The following is a 20608-nucleotide window of genomic DNA, read 5'->3' as shown; positions in this document are numbered from 1 at the left end:
GCCGAGATCGGCATGGAACACAACCTCGGCCTGACCTGTGACCCGGTCGGCGGCCTCGTCCAGATCCCCTGCATCGAACGCAACGGCATGGCCGCCGTCAAGGCCATCACAGCCGGCCGCATGGCCCTGCGTGGCGACGGCTCGCACAAGGTGTCCCTCGACAAGGTCATCAAGACGATGAAGGACACCGGCGCGGACATGAGCGTGAAGTACAAGGAGACCGCACGGGGCGGCCTCGCCGTCAACATCATCGAGTGCTGAGCGGAGCCCGGGCATGGGACGAGTCACCGAGCGCCGGCGCGTACTGCGGATCCGGGAGGGTGCTGTCGGCGCCCGGCCGCACACCCTGGTCGCCGAGGAACCGCTGGAAATCCGGCTTGGCGGCAGACCGCTGGCCATCACCATGCGGACGCCGGGTGACGACTTCGCCTTGGCGGCCGGTTTCCTCGTGAGTGAGGGCGTCCTCGGCCGGGCCGAGGAACTCACGGGCATCGTGTACTGCGCGGGTGCGACGGCGGAGGGCTCGAACACCTACAACATCGTCGACGTGCGGCTCGCCCCCGGTGTGGTGGTACCCGACATCACGCTCGAGCGGAACGTGTACACCACGTCCTCCTGCGGTCTGTGCGGCAAGGCGAGCCTGGACGCCGTGCGGACCACCGCCCGCCGGCCGATCGCCGACACTCCCCCGGTACGGGTCGAGCCCGAGCTGCTGGCCGCCCTCCCCGACCGACTGCGGGCCGCACAGCGGGTGTTCGACCGGACAGGGGGCCTGCACGCCGCCGGGCTGTTCTCGCCCGACGGCGAACTGCTGGACGTGCGTGAGGACGTCGGCCGGCACAACGCCGTCGACAAGTTGGTCGGCCGCGCGCTCCAGTCCGGCGATCTGCCCCTGTCGCAGGCCATCCTGCTGGTGTCCGGGCGGGCGTCTTTCGAGCTGGCGCAGAAGGCGGTCATGGCGGGCATTCCGGTGCTGGCGGCGGTCTCGGCTCCGTCCTCCCTCGCCGTAGAACTGGCGGTGGAGACCGGACTCACGCTCGTCGGCTTCCTGCGCGGCCAGAGCATGAACGTCTACGCGGGTGAGCATCGCCTGGTCCTGCCAGCACAAAGGGGACTCGCGCGGTGAGCGTCCGGCGCCGCCCCCGCCGTGTCGCGATGCTCAGCGTGCACACCTCGCCGCTGCACCAGCCGGGCACCGGCGACGCGGGCGGGATGAACGTCTATGTCGTCGAGTTGGCCAGACGCCTGGCCGCCGCGGGCGTCGAGGTGGAGATCTTCACCCGGGCCACCTCCGCCGCGCTTCAGCCCGTCGTCGATCTCGCGCCCGGTGTTCTCGTCCGGCATGTGGAAGCGGGCCCTTACAAGGGCTCGGCCAAGGAAGACCTGCCCGCGCACCTGTGCGCCTTCACCCACGGTCTGATGCGGGCGTGGACCGACCGGCACCCTGGGTACTACGACCTGCTCCACTCGCACTACTGGCTGTCCGGCCAGGTCGGCCGGACAGCCGCCGAACGCTGGGGTGTCCCGCTCGTACACACCATGCACACCATGGCCAAGGTCAAGAACGCCTCCCTCGCCGCGGGCGACAGCCCCGAGCCCACGGCCCGCGTGACGGGCGAGACGCAGATTGTGGCGGCCGCCGATCGGCTCATCGCCAATACCGGCACCGAGGCGGCCGAGCTGATCCGTCACTACGCCGCCAGCACCGAACGGGTCACCGTCGTCCACCCGGGCGTGAATCTGGACTGCTTCCGGCCGGACGCCGGCGGCGTCGAGGCCGGGCGGGCGGCGGCCCGTGTGCGCCTCGGGTTGCCGGCCGACGCGCTGATCCCGCTGTTCGCGGGACGTATTCAGCCCCTCAAGGCGCCGGACGTGCTGCTGCTCGCGGTCGCCCGGCTCCTGGAGGAGCGGCCACGGCTTCGCGAGCGGCTCGTCGTGCCGGTGGTGGGCGGACCGAGCGGATCAGGTCTGGCCGAGCCGGAGAGCCTGCAGAAGCTGGCGGCACGGCTCGGCATCTCTGACGTGGTCCTGTTCCGTCCGCCCGTCGGACAGTCCCGACTCGCGGACTGGTACCGGGCGGCGTCCGTGCTCGTCATGCCGTCCTACAGCGAGTCCTTCGGTCTGGTGGCCCTGGAGGCCCAGGCCTGCGGCACGCCGGTGATCGCGGCCGGGGTGGGCGGTCTGCCGGTGGCCGTGCGGAACGAGGTGAGCGGCCTGCTGATGCCGGGGCACGACCCGGCCGACTACGCGCGAGCTCTGCGCCGCTTCGCGGACGATCCGGCGCTCTCGACCCGGATGGGAGGGGCGGCCGCCCGGCACGCCCGGTCCTTCGGCTGGGACACGGCTGCCGCCGCGACCGTGGACGTCTACGCGGCGGCGATCCGCGCGCACGAGCACGAAGGCTGTGGGAGCCGCTGAGGCTCCCACAGCCAGTGCCGGGCCGATCAGCCGATCAGATGTATTCCGTCGCCGCGTCCAGCAGCCAGTCCGCCAGATAGCCGGCGAAGGACGAGCGGACCAGTACCCAGAATCCGGCCCTGGGTTCGTCCCGGGCGACCAGCACGACCTGCGTGCGGCCCAGCGTCGTCTGGGCGCAGCGTCCGGTGCCGAAGGCGCGCGGGTGCAGGTCCAGCGGGCAGCCGTGGGCCAGCAGGTCGCGGGCGCGGGGGCCCGCGACGAGGAGCGTGGTGCGCTGGGCGGAGACATCGGTGACGGAGACGGGCTCGTCCCCCGTGGCCTCCCTGATACGACTCTCCAGGTCCCGCTCGCTGCCGGGCGGGCCCACCAGCAGCCATTCGTCGGGGCCGAGCCAGAGCGCGGTCAACTCCCCGGCGCGTACGACGGTATTGGGTTCGAGGGGCAGTGGGAGGTCCAGCGCGAGCCCGACGGCGGCGGCCGCCGTGCCCTTGGCGTCGAGGCGCACGTTGATCTGGCTCAGGAAGGGGAGTTCGGCCAGCCGAATCGCACCCCCGGACGTACGCGTCGCGGCGGCCAGACGCTCGGCGGCGTGCGACAGGGGGCTGCGGGGCGGGGCGGTAAGGGCGGTGTCAGCCATCGCGACGGGCTCCCTCGGGGTCGTAGAGGACGGGACTTGCGACGGTCACCGGGACCAGCCGGTCGCCCACGGGGGCGTACAGCCGCTCGCCGATACGGTCCCGGCCGCTCTTGATCAGGGCGAGCGCGAAGGTCCGGCCGAGGGCGGCGCTGCGGTAACTGGAGGTGACGTGGCCGAGCATCGGCACGGGCGGCGCGGGCAGCACGCTGTCGGCGACCAGGTGGGTGCCCTCGGGAAGGAAGTCCTCCGGGTCCTCGGGGAGCAGGCCCACCAGGTGCTTGCGGTCGGGGCGGACGCTGTCGGCACGGGCGTAGGAGCGCTTGCCGATGAAGTCGGCCTTCTTCTTCGACACCACCCAGCTCATGCCGAGGTCCTGGGGGGTGACGGTGCCGTCGGTGTCCTGGCCGATGATCGGGTAGCCCTTCTCCGCCCGCAGGACGTGCATGGTCTCCGTGCCGTACGGGGTGATGCCGTACGGGGCGCCCGCCTCGTACAGCGCCTGCCACAGGGTGAGGGCCTCCCACGGTGACACGTTGATCTCGTAGGCCAGTTCGCCGGAGAAGCTGATCCGGCACACGCGCGCGTCGATGCCGGCGACGGTCGTCTCGCGCCAGGCCATGAACGGGAAGTCGTCGTTGGAGACGGCCAGTTGGGGAGCGAGGGCGCCCAGGACCTCACGGGAGCGCGGGCCGACCAGGGCGACCGTGGCCCACTGCTCGGTCACGGACGTGCAGCGGACCTTCAGCTCGGGCCACTCGGTCTGCAGCCACTCCTCCATCCAGTCCAGCACGGCCGCCGCGTTGCCGGTCGTGGTGGTGACCAGGAAGCGGTCCTGGGCGAGGCGGATGACCGTCCCGTCGTCGAAGACCATGCCGTCCGGGCGGCACATGACGCCGTAGCGGATCATGCCGACCTTCAGGGTGCTCATCATGTTGGTGTAGAGCCGGTCGAGGAGGACGCCGGCGTCCGGGCCCTGGACGTCGATCTTGCCGAGGGTGGAGGCGTCCATGAAGGCGACGCTGCCGCGGGCGGCGGCGCACTCGCGCAGGACGGCGGCCTCCATGTCCTCGCCGTTCCGCGGGTAGTACCAAGGGCGCTTCCACTGGCCGACGTTCTCGAACAGGGCACCCTGCTCGACATGCCACTCGTGCAGAGCGGTCGTCCGGATCGGGTCGTGCAGCGCACCCCGGTCGCGGCCCGCGAGCGTGGCGAAGGAGACCGGTGTGTACGGCGGCCGGAAGGTCGTCGTGCCGAGTGCCGAGATGTCCACGCCGAGCAGTTCGGCGACGACGCCACTGGCCAGGATCCCGGAGGTCTTTGCCTGGTCGTTGGCGGTGCCGGCCGTGGTGTAGCGCTTGGTGTGCTCGACCGAGCGCAGACCGGCGCCAGTCGCGCGGGCCAAGTCGTCGACGGTGACGTCTCGTTGCAGGTCGACGAAACGGGGGCCGTCCAAGGCGCCGGGGACGACATACACGTGCATGGACGGCGTCTGCCGCGGTTGTGCGGCCACCTCCGGGAGGCGGGGCGACTCGGCGGTGTAGCCCTCGGCCTCGATGGCGCGGGCGCCGGCCGCCGCGCCCTGGGCCAGGACCGTGCCCAGGTCGAGGACGCCGCTCGCACTGCCCGCGACCTCGACCGCCTGGCGGCAGGTGTCGGGGACGAAGGAGCCCAGCTCTTCGTCGTAGCGCAGCTTGCCGCCCGCCTGGCTGAAGAGGTGCGCCACCGGGTTCCAGCCGCCGGAGACCAGCAGCAGGTCGGCGGCGAACTCCCGCCGGCCCGTGGACTCTCCGTACGGGGCGACGGTCACGGCGGTGAGGCGGGCCTCGCCTTCCGTGCCGATGACGGCATGGCCGGTCAACACCTCGATGCCGGCCGCGCGGGCGCGCTCCGCCCACTCCCCCGCCTCGGGGCGGGTGTCGACGATCGCCGTGATGTCCACGCCTGCCGCGCGGAGGTCCAGGGCTGCCGCGTAGGCGCTGTCGTTGGTGGTGAGGACGACCGCTTGGCGGCCGGGCAGGACGCCGTGGCGGTTGACGTGGGTGCGGGCCGAGGTGGCCAGCATCACTCCGGGGCGGTCGTTGTCCGCGAAGGCCAGGGAGCGTTCGTGGGCGCCGGTGGCGAGGACGACGCGGCGGGCCCGGATGCGCCAGACGCGTTCGCGGGAGACGTGCTCGGGGGCATCGGCGCCGAGGTGGTTGGTGCGGCGCTCTACGGCGAGGAGGTGGTTGTCGTCGTAGTAGCCGAAGACGGTGGTGCGGCGCAACACGCGTGCCTCGGGCTCGGCTTCGAGTCGTCCGGCGACCTCCGCCACCCAGTCGAGGTGTTCGACCGTGCCCAGGAGGCTGCCGCCCAGCTCGGGTTGGTCGTCGGCGAGGATGACGCGGGCGCCGCTGCGGGCGGCTGCCGCCGCGGCTGCGAGGCCTGCCGGGCCGGCGCCTACGACCAGCAGGTCGCAGTGGGCGTGTACGGCGTCGTAGCGGGCGGGGTCCGGTTCGGTGGCGAGGCGGCCCTGGCCGGGGAGGCTGCTCGCGACCAGGCCGTCGTAGAGCTCGACGGTCGTCGCGGGCAGCATCGGTTCCGGGAAGGGGGTCTCGATCTGGACGACCGCGTTGGGTTCCTCCACGCCGGCCGAGAAGATGCCGCGGGGGCGGCCGAGCTTGATGCTGGTCGCTGCCGCGATGACGCCGTTGGCGAGGAGGGCGGAGGCGAGGGTGTCGCCTCGGTAGCCCTGGTATTCGGTGCCGTCGAAGGTGAAGGTGAGGGGGGCGTCGCGGTCGATTCTGCCGCGGGTGGGGTGGCGGAACGGCCGGCCCGCGGCGGAGCCGTTCATGGATGCAGCGCCCCCGCCGCCCCTACCCGTCCCGTCCTCCAGGGGCGCTGCCCCTTCGACCCCGCTGGGGGCCGCGCCCCCAGACCCCCGCTTCGGCCCTGAAGGGGCCTCGTCCTCAAACGCCTGACGGGCTGGGATTGCTGGACGTGGCTGAGAAGTGACCGGAAGCGTCGGGGAAGTGACCGGCCTCCGCTCAACTGTCGCCGGGCGCCCCTCCCCCGCCCGGTACACCGCCAGAACCTCGTTCGTCGACGTGTCCCGGACCGCGTTGAACCAGCGGCGGCAGCCCGCCGCATGGCTCCAGCGCTCGGCGAACGGGCCCTTCGGGTTGTCGCGGAAGAACAGGTAGCGGGCCCACTCCTCGTCGCTGAGGGCGGCCGGGGCCTCCGGATACGGCACGTGGGCCTGGCCGCCGTAGTGGAACTCGGCCTCGTCGCGGGGCCCGCACCACGGGCACTGGATCAGCAGCATGGTTCGGCTCCCTAGTGGGCCACGGCGGCCGCGCCGTGCTCGTCGACGAGCGCGCCGGTGGTGAATCGGTCGAGCGAGAAGGGGGCGTTGAGGGGGTGGGGAGTGTCGTGGGCGATGGTGTGGGCGTAGACCCAGCCAACGCCCGGGGTGGCCTTGAAGCCGCCCGTGCCCCAGCCGCAGTTGAGGTAGAGGTTGTCGACGGGGGTGAGGCCGATGATCGGCGAGGCGTCGGGGCTGACGTCGACGATGCCGCCCCAGGTACGCAGCACATGGGCGCGGGCGAAGACCGGGAAGAGTTCCAGGGCCGCGGACATCTGCTCTTCGATGATGTGGAAGGCGCCGCGCTGGGTGTAGGAGTTGTACGCGTCGATGCCGGCGCCCATGACCAGCTCGCCCTTGTGCGCCTGGCTGACGTACACGTGGACCGCGTTGGACATGACGACCGTCGGATGCACCGGCTCCAGCAACTCCGACACGAGTGCCTGCAAGGGGTGGCTCTGCAGCGGGAGTTCGATGCCCGCCATGGCGGCCAGAACCGAGGTGTGGCCGGCCGAGCACAGGGCCACCTTGCCTGCCGCGATCGGGCCCAGCGTGGTCTGGACTCCCACCACCCGGCCGCCAACCACGTCCAGTCCGGTGACCTCGCAGTTCTGGATGATGTCGATGCCGGCGGCGTCGGCGGAGCGGGCCAGGCCCCAGGCGACGTGGTCGTGCTTGGCGATGCCGGCGCGCGGCTGGTAGGTGGCGCCCAGGACCGGGTAGCGCACGTCCGGGGAAATGTTGACGATCGGGCAGACGTCTTTGACCTGCTCGGCGTCGAGCCATTCGGCGTCCACGCCGTTGAGGCGGTTCGCCTCGACCCGGCGCACGCTGTCGCGGACGTCCTGGAGGCTGTGGGCGAGGTTCAGCACGCCGCGCTGGGAGAAGAGGATCGGGTAGTCGAGCTCCTCCGCCAGTCCCTCCCACAGCTTGAGAGCGTGCTCGTAGATGCCGGCGCTCTCGTCCCACAGGTAGTTGGAGCGGATGATGGTGGTGTTGCGGGCCATGTTGCCGCCCGCCAGCCAGCCCTTCTCCAGCACCGCGACGTTGGTGATGCCGTGGTTCTTCGCCAGGTAGTGGGCGGTGGCGAGGCCGTGTCCCCCGCCGCCCACGATGACGACGTCGTACGACCGCTTCGGCTCGGGCGTGCGCCACAGCCAGTCGGGGTGTTCGGGGAGCTCGGCGCCGGGGGTGCGGGGGCTCATCGGGTGTCTCCAGCCAGGGGGGTGTTCAGCGCGTTCATACGGTGTTCGCGTTCCTCTCGGCGGCCTCGACGACGTTGGCGAGCAGCATGGCCCGGGTCATGGGGCCCACGCCGCCGGGCATGGGCGCGAGCCGGCCGGCGACCTCGGCGGCCTCCGGGTGCACATCGCCGACCAGCCCGTTGTCGGTGCGGGTGATCCCGACGTCCAGGACCGCCGCGCCGGGGCGCAGCATGTCCTTGGTGATCAGCCCGGGAGAACCGGCGGCCGCGACGACGATGTCCGCCTCGCGTACGTGCCAGGCCAGGCCCTTGGTGCCGGTGTGGCACAGGGTGACGGTGGCGTTCTCGGAGCGGCGCGTGAGCAGCAGTCCGATGGGGCGGCCGACGGTGATGCCCCGGCCGATCACACACACCCGCGCTCCGGCGAGGGGCACGTCGTACCGGCGGAGCAGTTCGACGATGCCACGCGGGGTGCACGGCAACGGGGCCTCCACGCCGAGGGCGAGCCGGCCGAGGTTGACGGGGTGCAGGCCGTCGGCGTCCTTGGCGGGGTCCATGCGTTCCAGTACGGCGTTGGCGTCGAGGTGGCGCGGGAGCGGGAGCTGGACGATGTAGCCGGTACAGGCCGGGTCGGCGTTGAGCTCGTCGATGACGTCCTCGACCTGCCGCTGGGTGGCGTCGGCGGGCAGGTCACGGCGGATGGAGGCGATGCCCACCTGCGCGCAGTCCCGGTGCTTTCCGGCGACGTAGGCCCGGCTGCCCGGATCGTCACCGACCAGGACGGTGCCGAGCCCAGGCGGACGGCCGCCGTTCGCGGTCAACTTGGCCACGCGCTCGGCGAGTTCGCGACGGATGCCGGCAGCGGTTGCCTTGCCGTCAAGCAGCTGTGCAGTCACCGACCGTACTCCTTCCTAGAGCCTGAGCTGCAACGCCCTCAAGGGGCGCGGGGCTGTGTCGATATGCGGCTCCGCCGCGGGGCGCGACCAGCCACGACACACCCGCAGCCGCTCGACAACCCATCGCGGCACCTCCTTCGAACCGCTCAGCCACGAAGACGGGACATCGTCGGGTCGAACAACGGCTCCTCGCGCACGACAGCCTCGACGCGCCGGTCGAAATAGCCGATGTGCAAGGTGGTCCCAGGGGCCGTGAGTTCCGTCGGCAGCCACGCGTACGCGATCCCCTTGCCGATCGTGTAGCCGTACGCGGCACTCGTGACGTAGCCGACCGTGCGGTCACCGTCGTACACCGGCTCCTTGCCCATGACGACCGCCCGCGGGTCGTCGATGGTCAGGCAGGTCAACTTCCGCCGTACGTCGGCCTTGCGGCGCTCCAGCGCGGCCTTGCCGGTGAAGTCGTCCTTGTCGAGCTTGACGGCGAAGCCGACGCCGGCCTCGTAGGGGTCGTGCTCGTAGGTCATGTCGGTGCCGAAGGAGCGGTAGCCCTTCTCCAGACGGAGGCTGTTGAAGGCGCCGCGGCCGGCGATGATGCCGCCCAGCGGCTCGGCCGCCCGCCACAGGGTGTCCCACAGCTTCAGGCCTTGGTCGGCGGTGGTGTAGAGCTCCCAGCCGAGTTCGCCGACGTACGACAGCCGCATCGCCGTCACCGGGACGCTGCCGATGTAGGCGCGCTTGGCGCGGAAGTACTTCAGGCCGTCGTTGGAGAAGTCCTCGTCCGTGAGAGGCTGCAGGACCTCGCGGGCGAGCGGTCCCCACAGGCCGATGCAGCAGGTGCCGGGCGTGATGTCGCGGACCTGGACCGTGCCGTCGGCGGGGAGGTGGCGGGTGAACCAGTCGAGGTCCAGGTTGCCGTTGGCGCCGACCTGGAAGAGGTCGCGGGCCAGCCGGGCGACGGTGATGTCGCTGCGGATGCCGCCGTCGTGGTCCAACAACAAGGTGTACGTCACCGAGCCGACGGACTTGGCGACCTTGCCGGTGCACAGGTCCTCCAGGAAGGCCGCGGCACCCGGGCCGCTGACCTCCAGGCGCTTGAGGGCCGTCATGTCGTACATCGCGACGGTCTCGCGGGTGACCTGTGCCTCGGCGCCGACGATGGGCGACCAGTACTTCGCGGCCCAGTTGTTGGGGGTGGGGATGGAGCGGCCTTCGACCAGCCGCGTGTTGGCCTCGTACCACTGCGGGCGCTCCCAACCGTTCGCCTCCAGGAAGAAGGCGCCCAGCTCCTGCTGGCGGGCGTAGAACGGGCTGGTGCGGATGGGGCGCGGGTGCCCCGACGGCTGCAGCGGGTGCAGGATGTCGTAGACCTCGACGAAGTTCTGGCAGTCGCGGGCCAGGACGTAGTCCGGGGACAGCTGGTGCGGCTCGAAGCGGTTGACGTCGCACTCGTGCAGGTCGAAGGAGGAGCAGTAGCCGTCGACCAGCCATTCGGCCATGGCCCGGCCCACGCCCGCGGAGTGGGTGACCCAGACCGCCTCGGCGACCCAGAATCCCTTGACGTCGGGGGACTCACCGAGGAGCGGATTGCCGTCGGTGGTGAAGGAGAACAGGCCGTTGATGCCCTCCTCGACCTTCGCCTCCTTCGTCGCGGGGAGGAGGGACTGGGTCTCGGTCCAGGCGTCCTCGAAGTCCTCCTCGGTGAACTTCAGGACCGAGGGCATCTCCTCGGCCTCGTGCACGGAGAGGATGTCGTCAGCGGAGATCGGCATCGGGCGGTGGCCGTAGTAGCCGATGCCCAGGCCGTCGAAGCGGTCGCGGTAGTAGAGATCAGCGTCCTGGTGGCGCAGGATCGGGCGCACCGCCTCCTCGGTCTGGCCGGCGAGGGACGGTACCGGGCCGGTCCAGGCGAGCTGGTGGGCGAGCGGGGTGAGCGGGAGGTTCATGCCGGCCATGCGGGCGATCTTCGGGCCCCAGATGCCGGCACAGCACACGACGATGTCGGCGGGGATCTCCCCCTGGTCGGTGACGACACCGGTGACACGGCCCTCGCTCTGCTGGACGTCGAGGACTTCGTGGCGGGCGAGGAAGCGCACGCCGCGCTCGGTGGCCCGGCGGATCTGCGCCTCGACGGCGAGGACGGCCTTGGCGAGGCCGTCCGTCGGGACCAGGAGGCCGCCGAGGACCTTGTCCCGGTTCACCAGCGGGTGCTGCTCGACGCACTCGTCGGGCGTCAGCAGCCGCGCCTCGATGCCCCAGGCGCTGATCCAGCCGTGGCGGCGGTGCAGTTCCGCGAGACGCTCGGGGGTTGTCGCCACTTCCAGGCCGCCGACCTGCAGGAAGCAGGGCTCGCCGTCGACGTCGAGGGAGCAGAACTTCTCGACGGTGTAGCGGGCCAGTTCGGTCATGGTCTTCGAGGGGTTCGTCTGGAAGACCAGGCCCGGGGCGTGCGAGCTGGAGCCCCCGGTGGCGGGGAGCGGGCCCTGGTCGACCACGGTCACTTCGGTCCAGCCTCGCGCGGAGATCTCGTCCGCGAGTGCCGCACCGACGACACCCGCTCCGATGATGACCACTCGGGGTCCCGCCATCGCCGCACCTCCGGGGTGAGAAACAGTCCAGCCGACTTAGTTGCTGTCTGCGCAACATGCTTCAGGTTGCGCAACTCAATGTGCCTGGCGTGCTGGTGGGTGTCAAGAGGGTCCGGGACGTCGGAAAACGGGTCGGAACACGGGTGGGAAAACAGGCCGGAAACACGGCAATGCCCGGTGGGCGGAGCGCACAGGTGCGCTCCGCCCACCGGGCGCGTTCGACGGATTTCCGGCTTCGGATTTCCGGCCCTACTCGATCCAGGCGTCCACCTTGTCGCGGTTGGCCTCGACCCACTTCTTCGCCGCCGCCTCGGGGGACATCTTGTCCACCGCGATGTACTTGGCCACGGTGTTCTGGTCGTCGTTCGTCCAGGTGAAGTTCTTCACCAGGTCATAGGCAGGGCTGCCCGACTCGGTGAACTTCTTGCTGACGATCTTGTCGAGCTTGTACACGGGGTAGTCGCAGGCGATCTTCTCCGCGTCGGCGTCGCAGCCCTCCTTGTACTCGGGCAGCTTGACCTTGACGAGCGGCACCTCGGACATGAACCACTGCGGCTCGTAGAAGTAGCCGATCATCCATTCCTTGTTCTTCTCCGCCTTGCGGAAGGCCTGGATGAGCGCGGTCTCACTGCCCGCGTACACGACCTTGAAATCCAGCTTCAGGTTCTTCACCAGGGCCTCGTCGTTGGTGACGAACGACGGGTCTCCGTCGAGGAGCTGGCCCTTGCCGCCCGACTCGGAGGTCTTGAACTCGGCCGCGTACTTGTTGAGGTTGTTCCAGTCGGTGATGTCCGGGTGCTCCTTGGCCAGCCACGGCGGCACGTACCAGCCGATGAGACCTTCGTTGCCGGTCGGGCCGGCGTCGACGGCGGTCTTCTGGTCGGTGATGTACTTCTTCTTCAGGTCGTCGTGGCCCCAGTTCTCGACGACGGCGTCGACCTCGCCCGTCCCGAAGCCCTGCCAGGCGATCTCTTCCTTCAGGTCCTTCTGGACCACCTTGCAGCCGAGGTCGTTCTCCGCGACGTAGGCGAGGACCGCCGCGTTGGCCTCGTAACCCACCCACGGGTTGACCGCGAGGTTGAAGGTGCCGCACTTGCCGGAGCTGCCCGATCCGCCGGCCTCCGAGGAGCTGTCACCGACCTTCGCACCGCCGCAGGCGGAGAGGGTCAGCCCGAGGACAGCCACGCCCGCTATGCCGGCCGCGCCGATTCTCCACTGTCTTGCTTGCCTTGCCATGGTCAGTTGCTCCTTACTTACGCGCTGGTACGCCGCGCCGCTGCCTGAGTGATCCGGTCGAACATGACTCCGAGAAGGACGATGGCCAGCCCCGCGGCGAGCCCCTTCCCGTACAGCTGCCCCTGCGAGAAGCCGGCCACGACGTCGTAGCCGAGGGCGCCCGCGCCTACCAGGCCGCCCACAACAACCATCGACAGCACATAGATCAGGCCCTGGTTGGTGGCGAGGGTCAGGGCGCTGCGTGCCATCGGCAGTTGAACCTTGGTGATGGTCTGCCAGGTGTTGCACCCGGCGGAGGTGGCCGCCTCAACGGTGGTCGCGGGCACGGCCCGGACTCCGTCCGCGATGATCTTGATGGCGACCGGTGCCGCGTAGACGATCGCGGCGACGATGGCCGTGAAACGGGTCGCGCCGAACAGCGCGAGGAACGGCACGAGATAGACGAACGGCGGCATGACCTGCGCCGCGTCCAGGGTGGGCCGCAGCACCCGGTCCACGAGCAGGCTGCGCCCCATCCACACTCCCATGGCGACGCCGAGCACCATCACCAGCACCGTCGCCACGAGGGTCGACGCCATCGTCGTCATGGCGTCCGACCACACGCCCGTGGCGACCAGCAGGCCCACGCACACGGCCGCGGTGACGCCGGCGCGCCAGCCGCCGAGTACCGCACCGAGCGCGATCAGCACCGCTGCGACGAGCCACCACGGAGAGTCGGTGAGCAGCGACTGGAACGGGTTGAGCAGGCCGTTGGTGATGCCGTCACGGAACGCGTTGGTGAGGCCCGAGAGGTTGTCCTGCGCCCAGGTGGTCGCGGTGTCGGCCCCACTCGCGATGGAAGTGCCGATGCCGCCCTCGCCGGGGAACTCCGCCGCCCACACATAAGTGTGCGACATGTAGACGAGGACCACCGTGACGATTCCGCCCGCGGCCAGCAGCGGCCGCCGCCAGGTCAGGAACCGGCCGCCCGAGCGCCGGGCCGTCTCCTCGCGGGTGCTCGCGGCGGTGGTGACCCGGTCGAGGACGATCGCCATCACGACGATGGCGAGGCCGGCGTTGAAGGCCGTCCCCACGTCGAGCGACTGCAGGGCCTGGACGACGGTCTTGCCGAGGCCGGGCGCGTCGATCAGGGCCGCGATGGTCACCATCGCCAGGGCGGCCATGATCGACTGGTTGATGCCCATCACCACGGTCCGCTTGGACATCGGCAGCAGGACCTTCAGCAGCGCCTGCCGACGTGTCGCGCCGAGCGAGTCCGCCGCCTCCACGGTGGTCTCGGGCACCGAGCGGATGGCGTGCGCGGTGATGCGGATCGCGGGCGGCGCCGCGTAGATCGCGGTGGCGATCGTGGCGGAGGCCCCGCCGATGAGGAAGAACAGGGTCAGGGGTGCCAGGTAGACGAAGGTCGGCATCGTCTGCATGAAGTCCAGGAAGGGCGTCACGATCCGGTGGACCCGATCGGACAGCCCCGCCCACACACCGATCGGGATCGCGAACAGCAGCGCCACGAAGACCGCGCAGAGGATGAGGGCCAGGGTGTCCATGCTCTCCTGCCACAGCCCCTGCAACCCCATGAAGGTGAAGCCCGCCACCGCCAGCAGGGCGACCCGCCAGTTGCCCACGGCCCAGGAGACGTAGCCGGCGATGCCGACGACGCCGAGCCATCCGACCTGCGGGACGGGGCGGCCGGCGGAGGGCTGGGAGATCAGCTCCTGCACGAAGGTCACCAGGTTGTCGATGACCAGACGGATCTCGTTGAAGAAGTAGAGGAAGAGCGGGTTGGAGTTGCGGTTCGCGCCGATGGAGTCGTTGACGTCGTTGAACCACCGGTGCAGGTCGGTGAGGTCCGCGGCGGCCAGGGCCAGGGTCTGTTTTCCGCGGAAGATCGCGAACAGCACCAGCCAGGCGACCAGGATCGCGGCCACCACCGTGCGTCGGCTGACCTGGCGTACGCCTGCCAGGGGCTCGGTCTTCTCCAAGGCGACGGCCATCACACGCCGCCTTCCTGCCCGGCGACCACCGCGAGGATCTCCTCGTCTCCGACGATGCCGAGCAGCTTGCCCTCCTCAACGACCTTGACCGGCTTGTCGGCCGCCAGTACCGCCCGGGTCGCCTCCTTCACCACGACGTCCGGGCCCAGCTCGGGACCGTCCAGGGCGTCGCCGTCCTCCAGCGGACGCATGATCCACCGCAGGGTGAGCACATCGCCGCGCGGCACGTCCTTGACGAACTCGCGTACGTAGTCGTCGGCGGGGGCACCGACCAGTTCGTCGCCGGTGCCGCACTGGACCATCTTGCCGTCGCGCATGATGAGGATGCGGTCGCCCAGCTTGAGTGCCTCGGAGAGGTCGTGGGTGATGAACACCATGGTCTTGCCGACCTCGTGGTGCAGCCGGATGACCTCGTTCTGCATGTCACGGCGGATCATCGGGTCCAGCGCCGAGAAAGGCTCGTCGAAGAAGAGGACGTCCGGATCGCCGGCCAGCGCCCGGGCGAGACCGACGCGCTGCTGCATACCGCCGGAGAGCTGGTCGGGGTAGGAGTTCTCGTAGCCGGCGAGGCCGACCAGCTCGACGACCTCCATCGCCCGCTTGGCACGTTCGGCCTTGCCCATACCGCGGATCTCCAGCCCGAACGCCACGTTGTCGACGACGCGGCGGTGGGGCAGCAGACCGAAGTGCTGGAAGACCATGGAGAACTTGCGGCGCCGCAGGTCGCGCAGGCGCCCCGCGTCCGCCTCGCGGATGTCCTCGCCCTCGAAGACGATCTCACCGGCGGTCGGTTCGATCAGCCGGGTCAGACATCGCACCAGGGTGGACTTGCCGGAGCCGGACAGCCCCATGACGACGAAGACCTCGCCCGGCGCGACCTCGAAGTTCACGTCGCGTACGGCGGCGGTGCATCCGGTGCGGTCCATGAGCTCGCGGCGGGTGAGCCCGCACAGCTCCTTGGACTCCGGCACCCGTTCGGCCTTCGGCCCGAACACCTTCCACAGCTTGCGCACGGATATGACCGGCGTGCCGTCCGAGTCCTGGGGCGTGCCGCGTCGCTGCGGCGCCTCGGTCTGTGTTGGGGTCACGATCGACCTCTTTTCGGCGTTCAGCCGCGGAACCAGTGCTGCGGCCGGGGTTGGATGTTCTGCCAGATGTGCTTGGGCTCTCGGTACTCGTCCAGGCCGGTCGGTCCCAGCTCCCGACCCACGCCCGAGTGCCCGAAGCCACCCCATTCCGCTTGCGGCACATAGGGGTGGTAGTCGTTGATCCACACCGTGCCGTGGCGCAGTCGTCGGGCGACCCGCTGGGCCTTGCCGGCGTCCTGCGTCCAGACGGCTCCGGCGAGTCCGTACTCGGTGTCGTTGGCGATGCGTACGGCGTCGTCCTCGTCGGTGAAGCGCTCCACGGTGAGCACCGGCCCGAAGGACTCCTCATGCACCACGCGCATGTCCTGCCGGCACTCGTCGAGGACGGTCGGCGGGTAGTAGTAGCCGTTCGCGAGGTCCGGGTCGTCGGGCCGTTCGCCGCCGCAGCGCAGTATGGCACCCTCGGCGAGACCTGCCGCGACGTACGCCTCGACCTTCTCCAGATGCTGGGCCGAGATCAGCGCGCCGGTCTCGCCCTCGGGGTCGAAGGGCCCGCCGAGGCGGATCTGCCGGGCGCGACGGACGACCTCGTCGACGAGGCGGTCGTGCAGCGAGTCCTCGACGATCAGCCGGGCGCCGGCCGAGCAGACCTGTCCCGAATGCAGAAAGACGGCCGTGAGAGCGAAGTCCACGGCCGTCTCGAAGTCGGCGTCGGCGAAGATCACGTTGGGGTTCTTGCCACCGAGCTCCAGCGCGACCTTTTTCACCGTCGCGGCGGCGGTGGCCATGATCCGCTTGCCGGTCTCCAGGCCGCCGGTGAAGGAGACCATGTCGACGGCGGGGTCCTCGGCGAGCGGGGCGCCCACCTCGGGCCCGGTGCCCAGGACGAGGTTGGCGGCGCCGGCCGGGAGCCCGGCCTCCTCCAGCGCCTTCATCAGCAGGATCGAGGTGGAGGGGGTCAGCTCACTCGGCTTGAGGATGATCGTGTTGCCGGCCAGGAGGGCCGGGGCAACCTTCCAACTGGCCTGCAACAGCGGATAGTTCCAGGGAGTGATGAGCCCGCACACGCCGATCGGTTCGTAGACGACGCGGCTGACGGCGTCGTCGCGGCCGGTGTCGATCACCCGGCCGGCGTCGGTGCCGGCGATCCCGCCGTAGTAACGGAAGCAGGAGACGATGTCGGCGATGTCGTAGTCACTCTCCACCAGCCGCTTGCCGGTGTCCAGTGATTCGGCGCGGGCGAATTCCTTGGCGTCGCGCTCGATGAGGTCGGCGGTGCGCAGCAGCAGGGCGCCGCGCTCCCGCTCGGGGGTGCGCGGCCAGGGTCCCTCGTCGAAGGCCCGGCGAGCCGCGGCGATCGCCGCCTCGGTGTCGGGACGCGTCCCTTCCGACACGGTCGCGGTGAGCGTGCCGTCAGCGGGACAGCGGATCTCCCGGCGCCCTCCGGCCACCGGATCCCGCCATGTCCCGTCCACATACAGTTCTGCCACTCGCCCAGCCCTTCAATCGAGAATGCGTTGCGCATCGCGCATCCGATTGCTTGTGGTGGAACACCTTCGCGAATGCGCAGACATGCGTCAAGAGGTTGGCGGATGACGATTTCACAAGGGCCGTTCGGCCCCTTCCGATCCTCCGAGCAGCCCTTCGACCCCACACACCGGTGGTTTTGTATACGACCTCCGGCGCACCGCCGCTCGGTCAGAGCGGGTGCTGGAGGAAAGAGATGAGCGCTGCCGTGAGTTCGGCGGGGGCGTCCTCCTGGACCAGGTGGCCCGCGCCGGCGATCGGTTCCCACCGCGCATCGGGGATGAGAGCGGCAAGTTCGCGGCCTTTCGCCACGGGGATCCAGGTATCGTCCTCCCCCCAGCAGACAAGAGTGGGGATGCCGATTTCGGCGTACCGCCCCTGGATCTCGTCGGTATGACGCTGGTCCGCCTGGGCGATCTGCCGGTAGAAGGCCGCCTGGCCGAGATCGTCCAGCCAGGGCTCGACGAGCCGGTCGAGGACCACGGGATGAAGCCCCGGGCTGCTGGCGGAGGCGACGTACTCACGCACCAGGGCGCGGTGGAGTGCGGGCGGTAACCGCTCGAAGACCTCGGAGTGCTCGCCGACGAGCCGGAAGAACGGAGACCCCCACGGCGCCAGCGCGACCGGATCCACCAGGGCGAGGACCCGGTAGCGGGCGCCGTGCAGCAGATGCGCCCGCAAGGCGACGGCGCCGCCGAAGTCGTGGGCGACCACGAGCGGTTCCGCCAGACCCCAGTGACTCAGGAGCTCGGTGAAGACCCGGCCCTGGGCTGCCAGGGACACATCCTGGCCCGCCGCCTTCTCCGAGGCCCCGTAGCCGGGCAGGTCCCAGACGAACACCTGGTGGTGGCGCGCGAGCGACCGGGCGACGGCACGCCAGACGTACGAGGAGAAGGGGGTGCCGTGCAGAAGGACGACCGGCGGTCGGCCGGGGTCACCCAGCCGGTCCCAGCGGACGTCACCGGCCGTACTGGGGAAGGTTCGGGTCAGCTTCCAGTCGGTGTCGGACAGCATCCTTCTCCTCGCTCAGCCGCCCAGCCGGTCCAGCAGCGCGCGGCGCCACCGTTCCGTCTCGGCGATCTGGTTGAACGTGAACAGGTGCAGGCCGGCCACCCCCGCCGAGGCTACCGTGAGGGCCTCCTCCGTGCGGGCCAGCAGCCTCTCGGGGGCATACCCTCCGGGTGCCGCGAAACGCACGAACCACGAGGCGTGCTTCGTCAGGAAGCGCGTCGACTCCCCCACCCCGATCTTCGTGGCCATCGCCAGCAGCTTCGCCCGCTGCACGGGCCCCGCCACGCCCACATGGACCGGCAGGGTGACCTCCCGGCGCCGTATCCGGGTGATCCACTCCCCCAGCACGCGCGGGTCGAAGCACAGGTTGCTGACGATGTACGTGGCGTGCTCGCGCTTGTCCCACATCGCCTGGACGGTGATGTCGTCATGGATGAGCGGATGGCTCTCGGGATAGCCGGTGACCCCGACGTGCGTGAAGGGCCGGCCCAGCTCACTCAGGCTGCGCAGCACCGGCAGCGCCCCCTCGTACACCCCGGCGGGCGGGTCCGCGTCCCCCGCCGGTACGAAGACGTCGTCCACGCCCGCCTCGCGGAGCCGGTCGACGACTTCCTTCAGGTGCCCGTCGTCCCGGAGCAGGCGCGCCGGGACGTGCGGGACGACGCGGTAGCCGTGTGCCGCGAGCCGGGTGGCGAGGTCGAGGGTCGGCTCCAGGCCCTTGACCGGCGACGCCGTCACGGTGACGACGACGTCGCGCGGTACATGGGCGAGGACCTTGTCCTCGGTCGCCTTCGCGGGCAGCACCTCATAGCGGACGCTGTCGAGCAGCGTCCTCAGCCCTGGGGTGCCCAAGGTCTACCCGGCCTGCTTCTGGGCGTCACGGTGACGGTAGTACACGGCCTTCGACGGCGCCTGCGGCTCCTTGCCGAGAATCAGGTCGGCGGCCTTCTCGGCGATCATCATCACCGGTGCGTAGATATTGCCGTTGGTGACGTACGGCATGACGGAGGCGTCCACCACGCGCAGGCCCTCCAGGCCGTGCACCCGCATGCTGGTGGGTTCGACGACGGACATCTCGTCGGTGCCCATCTTGCAGGTGCAGGACGGGTGCAGGGCGGTCTCGCCCTCCTTCGCGACCCAGGCGAGGATCTCCTCGTCCGTCGCCACGGACGGGCCGGGCGAGATCTCCCCGTCGTTGTAGGGGGCGAGCGCGGGCTGGTCGAGGAGCTTGCGGGCGACGCGGATCGCCTCGACCCATTCGCGGCGGTCCTGCTCGGTGGAGAGGTAGTTGAAGCGCAGCGCCGGGTGCTCGCGCGGGTCCTTGCTCTTGATCTTCACCGAGCCGATGGCGTCGGAGTACATCGGGCCCACATGCACCTGGTAGCCGTGGCCTCCGGACGGCGAAGAGCCGTCGTAGCGGACGGCGATCGGCAGGAAGTGGAACATCAGGTTGGGGTACTCGACGTCGTCGTTGCTGCGGGCGAAGCCGCCGGCCTCGAAGTGGTTGGTGGCGGCCGGGCCCTTGCGGAAGAGCCACTGCACTCCGATGAAGGGGGCGCGCCACTTGGCCATGTACGGCTGCATGGAGACCGGCTGCTTGCAGGCGTACTGGACGTAGACCTCCAGGTGGTCCTGCATGTTCTCGCCGACGCCCGGCAGGTCGTGGACGACGTCGATGCCGAGGGCGCTCAGCTCCTCGGCGTTTCCGACGCCGGACAGCTGCAGCAGCTGCGGGGAGTTGATCGCGCCGCCGCACAGGATGACTTCCTTGGCGCGGACCTGCTGGAGCGCACCCCGGCCGCGCTGGTACTCGACGCCGACGGCGCGCTTGCCCTCGAAGAGCACCCGGGTGACGAGGGCGCGGGTCCTGACCGTGAGGTTCGGCCGCTTCATCGCGGGCTTCAGGTACGCCTTCGAGGCCGAAAGACGACGCCCGCGGTGGACGTTGCGGTCGAACTTGGCGAAACCTTCCTGCCGGTAGCCGTTGACGTCGTCGGTGGGCGCGTAGCCGGCCTCCTGTGTGGCCTTGAGGAAGGCCGTGAAGAGCGGATTGCCGGCCGGGCCGCGTTCGAGGACGAGCGGTCCGTCGTGACCACGGAACTCGTCGTCGGGGTCGGCGGCTAGACAGTTCTCCATCCGCTTGAAGTACGGCAGGCAGTGCGCGTAGTCCCAGGTCTCCATGCCGGCGTCGGCCGCCCAGCGCTCGTAGTCCATGGGGTTGCCGCGCTGGAAGATCATGCCGTTGATGCTGCTGGAGCCGCCCAGCACCTTGCCCCGGGCGTGATAGACGCGTCGGCCGCCCATGTGGGGTTCGGGCTCGGACTCGTACTTCCAGTCGTAGAACCGGCTGCCGATCGGATAGGTCAGCGCCGCGGGCATGTGGATGAAGACGTCCCACGGGTAGTCGGACCGGCCGGCCTCCAGGACCAGCACGCGGTTCGCCGGGTCCGCGGAGAGCCGGTTCGCCAGTGCGCTGCCGGCCGATCCGCCGCCGACGATGACGAAGTCGTAGTGGAGGGGAGCCATGATGCCTCGTCTCGCTCGCGCCGTAGATACGCGGGCATGCTAGCCACAGTAGCGCTATACGCACCAGGTTGCGAGCAACGCAACCTGCAAGGGCTTCATTCCGCCATCATTACTTGCAGTAGCGTTGTTTACTGTGGGTATAGTTGCGT

General features: G+C 70.1%; 15 protein-coding genes. 3 read left to right on the top strand and 12 right to left on the bottom strand.

Annotated elements, in window-relative coordinates; genetic code table 11:
* From ABT063_RS46505 to mshA, 3 genes are all read left to right on the top strand, one after another.
* Positions 1 to 261 (top strand): L-serine ammonia-lyase, iron-sulfur-dependent, subunit alpha (locus ABT063_RS46505; protein ID WP_351067264.1); only part of this gene is annotated, 261 nt, incomplete at its 5' end.
* A gap of 13 nt (positions 262 to 274) precedes the next feature.
* On the top strand, positions 275 to 1126 hold the full coding sequence (gene fdhD / locus ABT063_RS46500) for a formate dehydrogenase accessory sulfurtransferase FdhD (protein ID WP_351067262.1): 852 nt from the start codon (positions 275 to 277) through the stop codon (positions 1124 to 1126).
* A complete protein-coding gene (gene mshA, locus ABT063_RS46495; protein ID WP_351067260.1) occupies positions 1123 to 2418 on the top strand; it encodes a D-inositol-3-phosphate glycosyltransferase in 1296 nt (431 codons plus the stop codon). Before fdhD ends, mshA begins: the two co-directional genes overlap by 4 nt.
* Before the next feature lie 34 nt (positions 2419 to 2452).
* Here the strand turns inward: mshA and ABT063_RS46490 are convergent, their stop codons facing one another.
* From ABT063_RS46490 to betA, 12 genes are all read right to left on the bottom strand, one after another.
* The gene (locus ABT063_RS46490) at positions 2453 to 3055 is read right to left on the bottom strand and encodes a sarcosine oxidase subunit gamma (RefSeq protein WP_351067258.1); all 603 of its coding nucleotides are present in this window, start codon (positions 3053 to 3055) and stop codon (positions 2453 to 2455) included.
* Entirely contained in the window at positions 3048 to 6356 is a 3309-nt protein-coding gene (locus ABT063_RS46485) for a sarcosine oxidase subunit delta family protein (protein WP_351067256.1), read from the bottom strand. Before ABT063_RS46485 ends, ABT063_RS46490 begins: the two co-directional genes overlap by 8 nt.
* 11 nt (positions 6357 to 6367) lie before the next feature.
* Positions 6368 to 7600 carry a sarcosine oxidase subunit beta family protein gene (locus ABT063_RS46480; RefSeq protein ID WP_351067255.1) on the bottom strand — a complete coding sequence of 411 codons (1233 nt, stop codon included), beginning with the start codon at positions 7598 to 7600 and terminating at the stop codon, positions 6368 to 6370.
* Positions 7601 to 7634: 34 nt separating this feature from the next.
* Positions 7635 to 8495 carry a bifunctional methylenetetrahydrofolate dehydrogenase/methenyltetrahydrofolate cyclohydrolase gene (locus ABT063_RS46475; protein WP_351067254.1) on the bottom strand — a complete coding sequence of 287 codons (861 nt, stop codon included), beginning with the start codon at positions 8493 to 8495 and terminating at the stop codon, positions 7635 to 7637.
* A 146-nt stretch (positions 8496 to 8641) separates the two neighbouring features.
* Complete coding sequence (locus tag ABT063_RS46470; RefSeq protein ID WP_351067253.1) at positions 8642 to 11080, bottom strand: GcvT family protein; 2439 nt, start codon at positions 11078 to 11080, stop codon at positions 8642 to 8644.
* Between the two features lie 249 nt (positions 11081 to 11329).
* Positions 11330 to 12316 (bottom strand): ABC transporter substrate-binding protein, encoded by a 987-nt coding sequence (locus tag ABT063_RS46465; RefSeq protein WP_351067252.1) that lies wholly within the window; start codon positions 12314 to 12316, stop codon positions 11330 to 11332.
* Between the two features lie 17 nt (positions 12317 to 12333).
* A complete protein-coding gene (locus tag ABT063_RS46460; RefSeq protein WP_351067251.1) occupies positions 12334 to 14307 on the bottom strand; it encodes an ABC transporter permease in 1974 nt (657 codons plus the stop codon).
* The gene (locus ABT063_RS46455; RefSeq protein ID WP_351067250.1) at positions 14307 to 15395 is read right to left on the bottom strand and encodes a quaternary amine ABC transporter ATP-binding protein; all 1089 of its coding nucleotides are present in this window, start codon (positions 15393 to 15395) and stop codon (positions 14307 to 14309) included. The genes ABT063_RS46460 and ABT063_RS46455 overlap by 1 nt, the downstream gene beginning before the upstream one ends.
* Before the next feature lie 20 nt (positions 15396 to 15415).
* Positions 15416 to 16885 (bottom strand): aldehyde dehydrogenase family protein, encoded by a 1470-nt coding sequence (locus tag ABT063_RS46450; protein ID WP_351067248.1) that lies wholly within the window; start codon positions 16883 to 16885, stop codon positions 15416 to 15418.
* Positions 16886 to 17093: 208 nt separating this feature from the next.
* Positions 17094 to 17936, bottom strand: coding sequence for an alpha/beta fold hydrolase (locus ABT063_RS46445; RefSeq protein WP_351067247.1), 843 nt, complete (start codon positions 17934 to 17936; stop codon positions 17094 to 17096).
* 12 nt (positions 17937 to 17948) lie between these two features.
* Positions 17949 to 18785, bottom strand: coding sequence for a methylenetetrahydrofolate reductase (locus ABT063_RS46440; RefSeq protein WP_351067246.1), 837 nt, complete (start codon positions 18783 to 18785; stop codon positions 17949 to 17951).
* Between the two features lie 3 nt (positions 18786 to 18788).
* Positions 18789 to 20459 (bottom strand): choline dehydrogenase, encoded by a 1671-nt coding sequence (gene betA / locus ABT063_RS46435; RefSeq protein ID WP_351067244.1) that lies wholly within the window; start codon positions 20457 to 20459, stop codon positions 18789 to 18791.
* Positions 20460 to 20608 lie beyond the last annotated feature (149 nt).

Source organism: Streptomyces sp. NPDC002838, from assembly GCF_040295365.1.
Classification (GTDB): domain Bacteria; phylum Actinomycetota; class Actinomycetes; order Streptomycetales; family Streptomycetaceae; genus Streptomyces.
This window is presented reverse-complemented; position numbering and strand designations above follow the sequence as displayed.